Genomic DNA, 13,473 nt, shown 5'->3' with positions numbered 1-13,473 from the left:
GGCTAGACGCGAACCAGCGGGAGCCACTGCGAGAGGTCGGCCCGGGTGCCCGAAGCGGACACCCGGCCGCCGGCCACCGCAGTGGTCCAGTCCAGTAGGCCCGTGGCGAGTTCCAGCCACGTGCGCGGGTCCGTCTCGATCACGTTCGGCGGGGTGCCGCGCGTGTGGCGCGGCCCTTCCACGCACTGCACCGCGGCGAACGGCGGCACCCGGACCTCGACCGTCCGGCCCGGGGCGTCGGCCGCGAGCGCGCGCAGGCTGAGCCGGACCGCGGCCGCGAGCTCGGCGCGCGCGGGATCCGGCGCGTCCCCCTGCAGCCACGGGGAAATCGCCTGCACCGCCGCACGTAACTGTCCGGGGTCGACCGAACGCGAAGAGGCCATGGGCAAACAGTAGAGTGGCGCACCAAGAGTTTTCAGGCACACCCGAGAACGTGGGGATGACGATGGCGCAGCGGGACGAGGCAGATCGGATGGTTTCGCAGCAGCCCACCGGAAGCGGAGCCGAACGCCCCGGGAAGCACGGCAAGCACAGCCGTCCGGCGCGGCGCGGCGGCCAGCAGGCCCGGCGCTCCGGCAAGCACGGCACGCCCGAGATCACCGAGGAGATGCGTGCGAACGCCCGCGCCAACCCCAACAGCTGGCTCTACGTCATCGACGAGGCCTTCGACCCGAACGGCCCGGTGCCGTCGTGGGCGGTCGTCGGCGCGTACCCGGTGAACGGCACCGGTGACGTCGTGGCCGACTTCCACCCCAACGACCGCTACCGGCCCTCGCCCAAGGCGCTCGGGTTCCCGGAGCCGTCGAACGACCTCGAGCAGCTGCTGCAGCTCGTCCGCACCGAGCACCGCCCGCCGTCGGACCTGCCGAAGGTCGTCCTCGACTCGACGCTGTTCGTCTACGCGATGTCGCCGGTGCAGCGCACGGTGATCGGCTTCCACAACACCGACGGCCGGGTCATGGTGCCCGCGTACACGCGCAAGACACTGGTGCCGCGCGAGTGGCCGCACGCGCGGGCCGTGGTCGGCCGCGACATCGTCAGCCTTCTGGGTGGTCACCCGGTCGCCATCAACCCGCACGACCTGATCACCGCCGTCGTGCCCGCGGAGCACCTGCTCAAGGCCCTGGCCGACGAGCAGCAGCGCTGACGGCGGCACCCTCCAGCCCCTCACACTTTCGAGTGTCACCGGGTAGCCGATCCGGCGACGCGGGTGCATCGTGAGGCTCAATGAGACTCACGGGACAGGTGGGGGGCAAGAGGGTGCTGGGCCGTTCACCAAGAGGCCGTTCGCTGCCGCTCCTCGCCGCCGCCGCACTCCTGGTCGCCGGGCAGACGCCCGCCAAGGCCATCGACCTCTACGAGGGCGCTGAAGACCACTACGCGGGCTCGCAGATCGCCAAGGTCGAGGGCATCGAAGCCCTGCCGGACGTGCTGTACGCGGCCGACGACCAGCAGCTCGGCCACGACGTCAGCGGCCACCAGGGCCCGGTCGACTGGCGCGGCGCGGCCGGGTCGGGCGCGAAGTTCGTCTACGTCAAGGCGACCGAGGGCACCGGCTTCGTCAACCCGCAGTTCGCCCAGCAGTACAACGGGTCCTACGACGCCGGGCTGATCCGCGGCGCCTACCACTTCGCCCGGCCGGACGTCTCCGACGGCGCGTCGCAGGCACGCTACTTCCTGGCCCACGGCGGTGGCTGGTCGGCCGACGGCCGGACCCTGCCGGGCGCGCTCGACGCGGAGTACAACCCGTACGGCGAAACCTGTTACGGCAAGGACGCCGCCGGCATGGTCCGGTGGCTCAGCGACTTCTCCGAGACCTACCGCGCGGCCACCGGCCGGTACCCGACGATCTACACGTCGACCAGCTGGTGGAAACGGTGCACCGCGAACAACGGCGGTTTCGGCGCCAACCCGCTCTGGATCGCCCGCTACAACACCTACGTCGGCGAGCTGCCGGCCGGCTGGGGCGTGCACACGATCTGGCAGTTCGCCGACCGCGGCACGCTGCCCGGCGACCAGAACTGGTTCAACGGCGCGGCCGACCGCCTGCGGGCGCTCGCACTGGGCTGAACGGCTTAGCGTTATCGGTAATAGGTGTTAACCAGTCACCAATTGACGATCAACTTCCCGAGAAAATCACCCACACGTATACCCAATTTCACGGAACTGAGTGACAAACCCCGGGTGCGTCGCTAACAATCGTGCGCGGGCGGCTACCTGCAGTAAGCCGTCCTCAGCGAGGGTATCTGTGAAGGGATTCAACGATGTCCACTTCCCGAAGAGGGCGGCTGTTCGCTGCCCTGGTCGTCCCCGCCACGCTGCTCCTGCTCGGCAGCACGGTCCAGGCGACGGCCGCGACCTTCTCCCCGGAGGTCGACCCGGTGACCGCGATCAACGCGGACATCGCCGTGCACAACCACGACATGGGCTCGCAGATCCGGCGCGTCGAGGGTGACAAGTCGACGCCGGAAACGCAGAAGGCCGCGCAGCAGCCGCAGCCCGGCCAGGCCATCCCCGGCCAGGTGCTGGCCACGGTGGCCGGCATGGACGTCGCCAGCTACCAGGGCAACGTCGACTGGGCGAGCTGGTGGAACCAGGGCAAGCGGTTCGTCTGGACCAAGGCCACCGAAAGCACCAGCTACACCAACCCGTACTTCGCCCAGCAGTACAACGGCTCGTTCAACCAGGGCTTCATCCGCGGCGCCTACCACTTCGCCACCCCGAACACCGCCAGCGGCGCGGCCCAGGCGAACTACTTCCTCGCCCACGGCGGCGGCTGGTCGAAGGACGGCAGGACGCTGCCCGGCGCCCTGGACATGGAGTACAACCCGTACGGCGCCACCTGTTACGGGCTGAGCCAGGCGGCGATGACGTCGTGGATCCTCGACTTCCACGACACCTACCACGCCAAGACCGGCCGCTGGCCCGTGATCTACACGTCCCAGAGCTGGTGGAACCAGTGCGTCAGCGCCGACTTCTCCAGCACGGCCCCGCTGTGGGTCGCGCGGTACTCGTCGTCGGTCGGCGCCCTGCCCTACAACTGGGGCTTCTACACCGTCTGGCAGTACACCTCGAGCCCGCTCGACCAGGACACCTTCAACGGTGCCATCGACCGGCTCCAGGCCCTCGCCAACGGCTGATCCACTCCACTCCGGCTCCCGGTTGTGACGACTTCGCGTCGTCACGGCCGGGAGCCGGTTTCATGCCGTACCGTCCGAGCTTGCAGAATGCTGCTCACGACGTCCTGGGGGAACCGCTCGCGTCCGCCGGGCGTCGGATGCGCACGAACACCCAGCGCCCGGAAGGCATGACCCATGACGTACCCGCCTCAGCCGGGCCAGCCCGGCCAGCCCGACCCCTACGGCCAGCAGCCGCAGTCCGGCGGGTTCCCGCAGCAGCCGTACCCCCAGCAGGGCGGCTGGGACCCCAACCAGCAGCAACAGCCGTACCCGACGCAGCAGTACCCGCAGGGCTGGGACCCGAACCAGCAGGGCTACCAGCAGCCGGGCGGCTACCCGCAGCAGCAGGGCTGGGGCGACCCCAACCAGCAGCAGGCCTGGGCCGACCCGAACGCCCAGCAGCAGCAGGCGTGGGCGGACCCGAACGCGCAGCAGTACGGCCAGGCGTGGGACCCGAACTCGGGCGGCCAGATGTCCGGCTGGGACCAGCAGGGTGGCTACGGGCAGGGCTTCGGCGGGCCGCCGGCGCCGCCGAAGCAGAGCAAGACCGGGATGTGGATCGCCATCGGCGCCGTCGTGGTGCTGGTGCTGGCCGGCCTGGGCATCACCGGCTTCGTCGCGCCCGGGTTCTTCCTGTCGAAGGACAGCAACAACACGGCGGCCCCGGCTTCGAGCTCCTCGTCGAAGCCGTCGACGCCGAAGACCACCCCCAGGAAGTCGACGACGCCGAGCACCAAGACGTCGACGCCGGGCGGTGGCTCGGGCGCGACGCAGGGCAAGGTCGTGCTGCAGGGGTTCATCGACAAGCTGAACGCCGGTGACAACCAGGCCGCGATCGCCATGGGCTGCTCGGACTCGAAGGACCTGCTCGACTCGTGGCTCAAGACGTTCCTCAAGTCGCCGCTGCAGCTGGAGCTCGGTGACGTGCCGGACGACGAGTTCCTGGTCGAGGGCCAGGTCACGGGCACGTCCGCCGGCAAGTCCGTCAAGGGCACGCTGAGCGCGACGAACTTCGACGACAAGGGCTTCTGCGTCAGCACCATGCTGGTGTCCTGAACTGGTGAAACCGTGGCGATCACCGCTGGCGTGGACGTTCGCCGCGTCACTGGTGCTGCTGCTCGGGGTCGGCGGCTGGTTGCTGACCGACCCCGCCACCAGCCGCAGTGACGCGCTGAAGACCGGCGGCCTGGCCGGCGGCGCGGTCGTGGCGCTGTACGCGCTGTGGCTGAACGATCGGCGCCGCCGCGTCGAGGAACGACGTCAGGACATCGAGCGGCAGCGGCACGAACTCGAGTCGCAGCGTGCGGAGCAGGACCGCGAGCGGGTGGCGGACGAGCGGTTCGCGAAGGCCGTCGAGCTGCTCGGCCACGCCGCCGACCAGGTGCGGGTGGGGGCGCTGCACGCACTGGCGGGCCTGGCCCGCAACCGGCCGTCGTACACGCAGACGGTGCTGGACGTGCTGTGCTCCTACCTTCGGCGGCCCTTCTCGTTCGAGCGAGACTCGTCGGACTCGTCGGAAGCGGGAGATCCGGAGGGCGAACGCGAACTCACCGTCCGGCTGACGGCGCAACGGCTGGTCACCGACCTGCTGCCCGAGCGCGACGACGACGCCCCGGCGTACGACCTGGATCTCACCGGCGCGACGCTGGAGTACTTCGACCTCTCGGGCAAGCTGGTCGGCGGCCTGCTCCTGCGGTACGCGTCGCTGCGCAGCAGCACGAACTTCAGCGGCTGCCGCTTCAAGGGCCGTGTGTACCTCACCGCCGCGGGCACCGAGCGCAGCCGGCTGGTGGGCTACTTCCGTTGCCGTGGCGCCGTTTTCGAGAGCCACGCGTGGTTCAGCGGGACGAGTTTCGCCGAGGACGCGGACTTCACGAAGACGACGTTCGCCGGGAGGACGACCTTCAAGGACGCGAAGTTCGCGAAGGCGGCGGACTTCACCGACGTCATCGTGTCCACCGAAATCGACCTGCGCCGAACCCGCTTCGAGGGCCAGACCGACCTGCGGTTCGCGTCGCTGCCCGAGGCGGTCTCGTTGTACAACACGCGCGTCCTGTCCGAAAAGGACGTTCAGCTGCCTCCCGGATGGGCGAGTGAAGAGCTGCGCGACGGCGAAGAACGGATCGTCGCCGCCGAGCACTAGCCGATCTTCAGGACGAGCTTTCCGCGTGCCTGCCCGGACTGGCTCAGTTTCGCGGCCGTGCGCCAGTCCTCCAGGGGGAACGTCCGGGCGACCGGGACCGAGAAGCGTCCCTCGGCCGCCAGCCGGGCGTACTCGCCGAGGACGTCCGTGCGCAGCTCGGCGTGGGCGTCGGGCCCGCCGCCGCGGGTGCCCAGCTCGTTGGCCGCCGCGAAGTCGCTGAGCGTCAGCACGTGGTCCGGCGCCTCGACGGTGCGGATGAGGCCTGGCAACGCGTTGCTGACCGGCGCCGTGTCCAGGACGAGGTCGACCGGGCCGCCCGCGAGGGCGCGGACCCGCTCGGGCAAACCGTCGCCGTAACCCGTGACGTCGGCGCCGACGGCGCGCAGGGCGTCGGCGTAGGTCTCGCCGGCGGTGGCGATCACCCGCGCGCCGCGCCCGATCGCGATCTGCACCGCGGCGTACCCGACCGTGGTACCGGCGCCGTGCACGAGCACGGTGGTGCCGGCCCGGACGCCGAGGACGTCCAGCCCGCGGTAAGCCGTCTCGACCGCCATCGGCAGCGCGGCCGCGTCGACCGGGTCGAGCGCCGGCGGCCGCGGGAACCAGACGTCGAGCAGGGCCTGTTCCGACGCGCCGGCGGTCGGGCCCCGGAACGGCACCGGGCCGAACACCGCGTCACCGATGCCGACGCCGGTCACGCCGTCACCGAGCGCGTCGACCGTGCCGGCCACCTCGAGCCCGATCCCGCGCGGCAGGTCGCCGGCGAAGAGCCCGCCGCAGAGGGCCCAGTCCGCCGGGGTCAGCCCACAGGCCTGGACGGCGACGCGGATCTGCCCAGGTCCAGGCGCCGGACGTCCTGCGGGTCGCCGTGCTCGTGGAAACGAAGGGTGCGCATGGGTCTCCTCCGGGAGTGATGACAACAGATGCTGTCGTCACTCACGCTACCAGAGTGACGACAGCATCTGTTGTCGTTAGACTCGGGCCATGGCTCGCTGGGAAGGCAACACGCGCGGCCGGCTCGAGCGGGCTGCCTTGGACCTGTTCACCGAGCAGGGCTACGACCGCACGACGATCGCGCAGATCACGCGGCGCGCGAACCTCACCGAGCGGTCGTTCTACCGCTGGTTCAGCGACAAGCGCGAGGTGCTCTTCGCCGGGGACGAGCTGGAGGAGCGGTTCGTCGCCGCGATCGCCGCAGTCCCGGCGGGCATCGACGCGCTGCCGACGCTGCTGGCCGCGTTCGCCGTGACGCCGGAAGTGCTGCGGCCACAGGAGTTCCTGGACGAACGGGCGGCGGTCATCGCGGCGAACCCGCCGTTGCAGGAACGCGAACTGATCAAGCTGGTGTCACTGTCCGAAGCACTCACCGCGGCCTTGGAGCAGCGCGGCTGCGACCGCCCGACGGCCCGGCTGGCGACCGACGCCGGTATGGCCGTGCTGCGCCTGGCCACCGAGCGCTGGCTGGCCGGCGAGGACACCGACTTCGCACGGCTGCTCGCGACTGGGGCGGCGGAGCTGCGCGCCATCACCGCGTCCAGCTGAGCAGCCCGGCCTTTCGGCAGTCGTGCCGTTGCGGGCGGGGTCTGCTCCTTGGGCTGATCATCCGAGACCGTGGCTTCTCCGCCACCGCACGGGTTTCCGCAACCCACCCGTCGGCACCAGCCCCGCGGCCATGCCACTATCTGCGCCGCCACGGGAAATCAAGAGCCGGCTGCACGGGGTCCGCGAAGCACTCACCGAGAGGATCCACCCGTCCGCCCCGGCACAGGTCCCGGACCACCTGCACAACCCGACGTTCAGCACTCTGCGCGGCAGAGGCCAGAGCAGCATCACTGCGACACTTGACCCGAAATACGCCCCGGCCGGCAGTCCTGCGGGCCATCACCGCGTCGAGCTGAGCAGCCCCCACCCTTCCCGGGGGGCGTCCCCGGGTCCAGTCTATCGGCGGGCAGCGACGAAACCCCCGTGATCACTCGACGAGACCCGACCTGTCCACAATCGAGCCAGCCTGTGGACAGGCCCGGGACCCCGCGTCAGTCCAACGGAGCCGAGGCGTCCTCGCGCAGACGGTGTGGCAGGAAGCAAACCCCAGCGACCGCAAGACAAACCCCGACCTGTCCACAACCAAAACCAAGCTGTGGACAAGCCGGGATCCGCGTCAGTCGAACAGAGCCGGAAGCGTCTTCTCCCAAGCGGTGCGGAGCTCGTCGAGCGTGAACTCCGTGATGTCCTGCAGCTCCAGCGTGCCCGACTCCGGGTCGACCACGCCGGTCTTGCGCCACGGGAGGCCGCGCGCGGTGCACATCTCCGTGAAGCGCAGCTCCTCCGTGCGCGGGACCGCCACCAGCACGCGGCCCGACGACTCGGAGAACAGCTGGACGAACGGGTCCTGGTCGCTGTCGAGGAAGACCCGGGCGCCGCACTGTCCGATGAGGACGGTCTCGACGAATGCCTGGATCAGGCCGCCGTCCGAGAGGTCGTGTGCCGCCGAGATCATGCCGTCGCGGGAGCCCGCCACCAGGACGTCCGCCAGCAGCTTCTCGCGGGCGAGATCCACGCGGGGCGGGACGCCGCCGAGGTGGCCGTGCAGCTCGCGGGCCCACGCCGAGCCGTCCAGCTCGTCGTGCGTTTCGCCCAGCAGCAGCAGGGTTTCGCCCGCTTCGGCGCCGATGCCGGTCGGGATGCGGCGGGTGACGTCGTCGATCACGCCGAGGACGCCGATCACCGGCGTCGGCAGGATCGCCGTCGAACCGGTCTGGTTGAAGAAGCTCACGTTGCCGCCGGTGACCGGGATGCCCAGCTCGACGCAGCCGTCCGCGATGCCGTGCACGGCCTGCTCGAACTGCCACATCACCCCCGGGTCGGTCGGCGCGCCGAAGTTCAGGCAGTCCGACACCGCGACCGGGGTCGCGCCGCCGGTCGCCACGTTGCGGTACGCCTCCGCCAGCGCCAGCTGCGCGCCGCGGTACGGGTCGAGGTAGACGAACTTGCTGTTGCAGTCCGTCGCCACCGAGACGCCGCGGCCACTCGACTCGTCGATCCGGATCATGCCCGAGTCGGACGGCTGCGACAGCACCGAGTTACCGCGCACGTAACGGTCGTACTGCGACGTCACCCATTCCTTCGACGCCTGGTTGGGCGAGGAAATGAGACGCAACACGTCCGCGCGCAGTTCGTCCGGAGTGGACGGACGCGGCAGCGAAGCCGACGTGTCGGCGATCAATGCGTCCTGAAAGGACGGTCGCTCGATCGGCCGGTCGTAAACCGGGCCCTGGTGGGCCACGGTGTGCGCCGGGACGTCGACGACGACCTCGTCGTTCCAGGTGATCACCAGGTGCTCGCCGTCGGTGACCTCGCCGATGTCGGTGGCGATGACGTCCCACTTGCGGCAGACCGCCATGAACGCCTCGACGTTCTCCGGCGAGACGACGGCGCACATGCGCTCCTGCGACTCGCTGGAGAGCACCTCGGCCGGCGTCATCCCGGTGGCGCGCAACGGAACCCGGTCGAGGTAGACGTGCATGCCGCCGTCGCCGGCCGCGGCCAGCTCGGACGTCGCGCAGGACAGCCCGGCGCCGCCGAGGTCCTGGATGCCGACCACGAGGTCCTGGGCGAACAGCTCGAGGCAGCACTCGATGAGCACCTTCTCGGTGAACGGGTCGCCGACCTGGACGCTCGGGAGCTTCTTGCGGCCGCCCGACGACTCGTCACCCGAAAAGGTGTCACTCGCCAGGACGGAAACGCCGCCGATGCCGTCGAGGCCGGTGCGGGCGCCGAACAGGATGATCTTGTTGCCGGTGCCGGACGCGAAGGCCAGGTGCAGGTCCTCGACGCGCATCGCGCCGACGCACAGCGCGTTCACCAGCGGGTTGCCCGAGTAGGACGGGTCGAAGACCAGCTCACCGCCGATGTTCGGCAGGCCGAGGCAGTTGCCGTAACCGCCGACGCCGGCGACGACACCGGGCAGCACGCGCTTGGTGTCGGGGGCGTCGGCCGGGCCGAAGCGCAGCGCGTCGGCCACCGCGAGCGGCCGCGCGCCCATCGCCATGATGTCGCGCACGATGCCGCCGACGCCGGTCGCGGCGCCCTGGTAGGGCTCCACATAGGACGGGTGGTTGTGGCTCTCCACCTTGAAGGTGACCGCCCAGCCCTCGCCGATGTCGACGACGCCCGCGTTCTCGCCGATGCCGGCCAGCATCTTGGCCTTCATCTCGTCGGTCGCGGTCTCGCCGAAGTAGCGCAGGTGCTTCTTGGAGGACTTGTAGGAGCAGTGCTCGCTCCACATCACCGAGTACATGGCCAGCTCGGCGTCGGTGGGCCGGCGGCCGAGGATTTCCCGGATGCGGGCGTACTCGTCGTCGGCGAGCCCGAGCTCGCGATAGGGCTGGGTGTGGTCCGGGGTCGCCCCGGCCCGCTCGGTGGTGTCAACGGTGCTGGTCACGGTGTCCGTGTCAGGGTTCGCCACGGCCGCCAGGATACGTGCCGGGCCCGGGTGCCCCGGACACTGGGCCGCCCCACCGGATCGCGGCCTTCCGGGTGTGACGGAGCAGACAACCCGAGTGGGCGAAGATCCCTCGGGAGCCGCGGCGGAAGGCCCGCGCGGAGTAGCTTTTCCGGTCCCGGATCGGCTGATCCGGGACTGCGGCAGACGGGCGACGGGTCCGGTGCGCGACCACCGAGCGGAGACGCGGCCGCAGGCGGGCGCGGGAAAATCGGTCGCCAACCCCGGGTCGTCGGCTTACCGTCGGGAATCGTGCTTTCCGCCACATATCCCTTTCCGCCGCTGCGGCTGCCCGCACGGCCGACCGCGAGCCGCTTCCTGCTCGCCGTGTTCCGAGCCCGGCTCGGCACGGTGCTGGGCGCGGCCTCGATCGGTGTCGTGTGGGCGCTGCCAGGCGCCCTGCTGCCCCTGGTGATCGGCCAGGGCATCGGCGCCATCACCGCGAACGACGGGGCGGGAGTCTGGCGCTGGGCGCTGGCCGCGGCCGCGCTCGGGGTCGTGCAAACCCTGTCCGGGACCTGGCTGCACTTCGTCGACTACGCCCTGTGGATGCACGGCGCGGGCGCCACCCAGCGGGCCGTGTCGGCGCACACCACGCGCGTCGGCGCCGGCCTGCGCGAAAAGACCACCACCGGCAACCTCGTCGCGATCACCACCACCGACGTCAACCACATCGGCAACGCCACCGCGATGGGCGGCCGGGCGTTCGGTTCCATGCTGGCGTTCGTCGTGGTCGCGGCGTGGCTGATCTCGACGTCGCCGCTGCTCGGCGTGATCGCCCTGGTCGGCGTGCCGCTCGCGGTGCTGGGCATCGGGCCGCTGCTCGCGCCGCTGCAGAAGCGCAAGGCGGCGCAGCGCGAGCAGCGTGGTGACGTCAACGCGCTCGGCGCGGACATCGTGTCCGGCCTGCGGATCCTGCGCGGCATCGGCGGCGAACGCCGGTTCTTCGCCCGGTTCCACGAGGCGAGCCAGCGGGTCCGGGGCGCCGGTGTCGAGGTCGGCAAGGCCGAAGGCTGGCTGGCCGCGGCGGAGGTCGCGCTGCCGGGGCTCGTCACCGTGGTGATCACCTGGCTGGGCGCGCGGCTGGCCGTAGAGGGTGCGATCGGCATCGGGCAGCTCGTGGCGTTCTACGGCGTTTCGGCGTTCCTCATCTGGCCGGTCTCGACCGCGACGGAGGCGGTCGGGGCGATCACCTCCGCGCTGGTGGCGTCGCGGAAGGTGGCGGCGCTGCTGGCACTGCGCCCGAAGCTGGCCGACCCGGAGACGCCGGTGCGGCTGCCCGACGGGCCGCTGGAGCTGGTCGACACCGAGTCAGGCGTGCGCGTCCCCGCCGGGCGGCTGACGGTCGTCGACTTCGGCGCCGACGGCGAGGCGGTGGCCGACCGGCTGGCCCGGTTCGCCGACGCGGCCGACGGCGAGGAGGTGCTGATCGGCGGCGTCCGGGCGGACGAAGTCGCGCTCGCCGAGCTGCGACGGCGGATCGTCTACGCGCACAACCAGGACATCTGGTTCTCCGGCGTGCTGCGCGAGCAGCTCGCGCCGGCGCGCCCGGGCAGCGTCAGTACCACCGAGGCGCTGTTCGCGGCGGACGCCGACGACATCGTCGAGGCGCTGCCCGACGGCGTCGACGAGGTGATCGGCGAACGTGGTCGCGAGGTGTCCGGCGGCCAGCGGCAGCGGCTCAACCTGGCCCGCGCGCTGGCGGTGGACGCGGACGTCCTGGTGCTGGACGAGCCGACGTCGGCGGTCGACGCGCACACGGAGGCCCGGATCACCGAGCGCGTCGCCGAGCTGAGGCGCGGCAAGACGACGGTGGTGTTCAGTCAAAGTCCACTGTGGACACACGTGGCCGACGAGGTCTGCACGGCGAAGGGGGTGACGGTGTGAAGCGGCTTCCCACGGCGTCCCGGCGGGACGTCCGCCGCTGGGCGCTGAAGACGGCGGCGGCCCACAAGCGCGAGTTCGGGCTGCTGCTCGGCGCGCTCTGCCTGTCGACGCTCATCGGGCTGGCCGGGCCGCAGCTGCTGGGCAAGCTGGTCGACGACGTCGCGGCGGGCACCACGACCGTCGAGGTCGACGTGCTCGCGGCGGTGTTCGTCGTGATCCTGCTGCTGCAGGCCGTGGCGCGGAAGATCGCGCGGCTGCGCGGGGCGGTGTTCGCCGAGCTGGTGCTGGCCGAGACCCGCGAGGAGTTCGTCGGGACGGCGTTGCAGCTGCCGCTCGGCACGGTCGAGGCGGCCGGCACCGGCGACCTGCTCAGCCGGGCCACGACCGACCTCGGCCGGATCGACCACGCGGCGCGGTTCGCGGCGCCGGAAATCCTGGTCGCGACGGTGACGGTGGTGCTCACGGTCGTCGCGATGGTGCTGACGTCGCCGCTGCTGGCGCTGGGCCTGCTGGTCGCGGTGCCGCTGCTGGTGAGCGTCAACGTCTGGTACCAGCGGCGCATCCCGGCGCGGATGCAGTGGATGCTGGACCGCTGGGCGGACCTGACGACCAGCGTCCACGAGACGGCGGAGGGCGCCCGCACGATCGAGGCGCTCGGCCTGACCGAACGCCGGGTCACGACCGCGCACGACGCGCTCGACCAGGGCATCCTCGGCGAACGCCGGATGCGGGCGCTGCAGATGCGGTGGCTGCCGTCGCTGGAGATCAGCTACGTGCTGCCCCTGGCCGTGATGCTGCCGCTCGGGCTGCTGGCCTACACGCGCGGCTGGGCCGGGCTGGGCGAGATCACCACCATGCTGCTGTACATGCAGGCGATGGCGGCTCCACTGAACGAGGCGCTGTTCTGGCTCGAGGACCTGCAGGTCGCGGCGGCCGCGGCCCGCCGGATCCTGGGCATCCGCGAGGCGGCGGCCGAGGAGGCACCGAAGGTCACGCAGGTGCCGCGCGGGCGCGACATCGACGTTCACGATGTCCGGTTCGCCTACACCGCCGACCGCGAGGTGCTGCACGGCATCGACCTGCGCGTCCCGCGTGGCGAGCGGCTGGCGATCGTCGGGCCGTCCGGCGCGGGCAAGTCGACGCTTGGCCGGCTGCTGGCCGGCATCGCGACGCCGTCGTCGGGCTCGGTGCGGATCGGCGGCCAGGACGTCTCGGCGCTGGCGGACGACATCCTGCGCGGCGAGGTGCTGCTGCTGACCCAGGAGCACCACGTGTTCTCGGGAACACTGCGGCAGAACCTGGCGCTCCCGGCGCGTCGCGCGGAGGGCGACTGGACGGACGAGGAGCTGACGTCGGCACTGGCGTCGGCGGGCGCGTCCGACTGGGTCGCGACGCTGCCGGACGGTCTCGACACGAAGATCGGCTCGGGCGCCCACCCGGTACCGGCGTCGGTCGCGCAGCAGCTGGCGCTGGCCCGCGTCGTGCTGGCGGACCCGCACACGCTGGTGCTCGACGAGGCGACGTCGCTGCTGGACACGGGCTCGGCGCGTGACCTGGAGCGCTCACTGAACAGCGTGCTGGCCGGGCGCACGGTGATCGCGATTGCCCACCGCCTGCACACGGCCGCGGCGGCCGACCGCGTCGCGGTGGTCGAAGGCGGCCGCATCACGGAGCTGGGCCCGCACGCCTCGCTCCTGGCGGCCGGGGGTTCGTACGCCCGGCTGGTGGCGGCCGCGAGCTGAGTTGCCCTTCGAAGGAGGAAC

At 71.3% G+C, this 13,473-nt stretch carries 11 protein-coding genes; 8 read left to right on the top strand and 3 right to left on the bottom strand.

Annotated elements, in window-relative coordinates; genetic code table 11:
* Positions 1–2: 2 nt before the first annotated feature.
* Positions 3–383 carry a sterol carrier family protein gene (locus ACIOD2_RS38250; protein WP_400549652.1) on the bottom strand — a complete coding sequence of 127 codons (381 nt, stop codon included), beginning with the start codon at positions 381–383 and terminating at the stop codon, positions 3–5.
* Between the two features lie 56 nt (positions 384–439).
* Here ACIOD2_RS38250 and ACIOD2_RS38245 point away from each other — a divergent pair, with 56 nt between their 5' ends.
* The 5 genes from ACIOD2_RS38245 (at position 440) to ACIOD2_RS38225 (ending at position 5,322) form a co-directional block, all read left to right on the top strand.
* Positions 440–1,147: a type VII secretion system-associated protein gene (locus tag ACIOD2_RS38245; protein WP_400549650.1), complete on the top strand. Its 708-nt coding sequence runs from the start codon at positions 440–442 to the stop codon at positions 1,145–1,147.
* A gap of 80 nt (positions 1,148–1,227) precedes the next feature.
* Positions 1,228–2,070: a lysozyme gene (locus tag ACIOD2_RS38240; RefSeq protein WP_400549648.1), complete on the top strand. Its 843-nt coding sequence runs from the start codon at positions 1,228–1,230 to the stop codon at positions 2,068–2,070.
* A 194-nt stretch (positions 2,071–2,264) separates the two neighbouring features.
* Positions 2,265–3,140, top strand: coding sequence for a lysozyme (locus ACIOD2_RS38235; RefSeq protein ID WP_400549646.1), 876 nt, complete (start codon positions 2,265–2,267; stop codon positions 3,138–3,140).
* Between the two features lie 174 nt (positions 3,141–3,314).
* The gene (locus ACIOD2_RS38230) at positions 3,315–4,235 is read left to right on the top strand and encodes a hypothetical protein (RefSeq protein WP_400549644.1); all 921 of its coding nucleotides are present in this window, start codon (positions 3,315–3,317) and stop codon (positions 4,233–4,235) included.
* A 4-nt stretch (positions 4,236–4,239) separates the two neighbouring features.
* Positions 4,240–5,322: a pentapeptide repeat-containing protein gene (locus tag ACIOD2_RS38225; RefSeq protein ID WP_400549642.1), complete on the top strand. Its 1,083-nt coding sequence runs from the start codon at positions 4,240–4,242 to the stop codon at positions 5,320–5,322.
* On the opposite strand, the gene ACIOD2_RS38220 is transcribed toward ACIOD2_RS38225, so the two are convergent.
* The gene (locus ACIOD2_RS38220) at positions 5,319–6,242 is read right to left on the bottom strand and encodes an NADP-dependent oxidoreductase (protein WP_400549640.1); all 924 of its coding nucleotides are present in this window, start codon (positions 6,240–6,242) and stop codon (positions 5,319–5,321) included. The two genes, ACIOD2_RS38225 and ACIOD2_RS38220, sit on opposite strands and share 4 nt — an antisense overlap.
* 64 nt (positions 6,243–6,306) lie before the next feature.
* Between ACIOD2_RS38220 and ACIOD2_RS38215 the strand changes: the two genes are divergently transcribed.
* On the top strand, positions 6,307–6,864 hold the full coding sequence (locus ACIOD2_RS38215; protein WP_400549638.1) for a TetR/AcrR family transcriptional regulator: 558 nt from the start codon (positions 6,307–6,309) through the stop codon (positions 6,862–6,864).
* Positions 6,865–7,480: 616 nt separating this feature from the next.
* Here the strand turns inward: ACIOD2_RS38215 and purL are convergent.
* Positions 7,481–9,787, bottom strand: a complete 2,307-nt coding sequence (gene purL / locus ACIOD2_RS38210; RefSeq protein ID WP_400549636.1) for a phosphoribosylformylglycinamidine synthase subunit PurL — start codon at positions 9,785–9,787, stop codon at positions 7,481–7,483.
* Between the two features lie 288 nt (positions 9,788–10,075).
* On the opposite strand from purL, the gene ACIOD2_RS38205 reads away from it, so the two are divergent.
* A complete protein-coding gene (locus tag ACIOD2_RS38205) occupies positions 10,076–11,710 on the top strand; it encodes an ABC transporter ATP-binding protein (protein WP_400549634.1) in 1,635 nt (544 codons plus the stop codon).
* The gene (locus tag ACIOD2_RS38200; RefSeq protein WP_400549632.1) at positions 11,707–13,452 is read left to right on the top strand and encodes an ABC transporter ATP-binding protein; all 1,746 of its coding nucleotides are present in this window, start codon (positions 11,707–11,709) and stop codon (positions 13,450–13,452) included. Before ACIOD2_RS38205 ends, ACIOD2_RS38200 begins: the two co-directional genes overlap by 4 nt.
* Positions 13,453–13,473: the final 21 nt, after the last annotated feature.

It is taken from the genome of Amycolatopsis sp. NPDC088138, assembly GCF_044741685.1.
Lineage (GTDB): Bacteria > Actinomycetota > Actinomycetes > Mycobacteriales > Pseudonocardiaceae > Amycolatopsis.
Note: the sequence above shows the minus strand (reverse complement) of the source record. Positions and strands in the feature narration are given on the sequence as shown.

What these genes read in the sequence shown, in the direction of transcription:
- ACIOD2_RS38250 (WP_400549652.1), bottom strand. Translation starts at nt 383, where the DNA reads ATGGCCTCTTCGCGTTCGGTCGACCCCGGACAGTTACGTGCGGCGGTG.
- ACIOD2_RS38245 (WP_400549650.1), top strand. Translation starts at nt 440, where the DNA reads ATGACGATGGCGCAGCGGGACGAGGCAGATCGGATGGTTTCGCAGCAG.
- ACIOD2_RS38240 (WP_400549648.1), top strand. Translation starts at nt 1,228, where the DNA reads ATGAGACTCACGGGACAGGTGGGGGGCAAGAGGGTGCTGGGCCGTTCA.
- ACIOD2_RS38235 (WP_400549646.1), top strand. Translation starts at nt 2,265, where the DNA reads ATGTCCACTTCCCGAAGAGGGCGGCTGTTCGCTGCCCTGGTCGTCCCC.
- ACIOD2_RS38230 (WP_400549644.1), top strand. Translation starts at nt 3,315, where the DNA reads ATGACGTACCCGCCTCAGCCGGGCCAGCCCGGCCAGCCCGACCCCTAC.
- ACIOD2_RS38215 (WP_400549638.1), top strand. Translation starts at nt 6,307, where the DNA reads ATGGCTCGCTGGGAAGGCAACACGCGCGGCCGGCTCGAGCGGGCTGCC.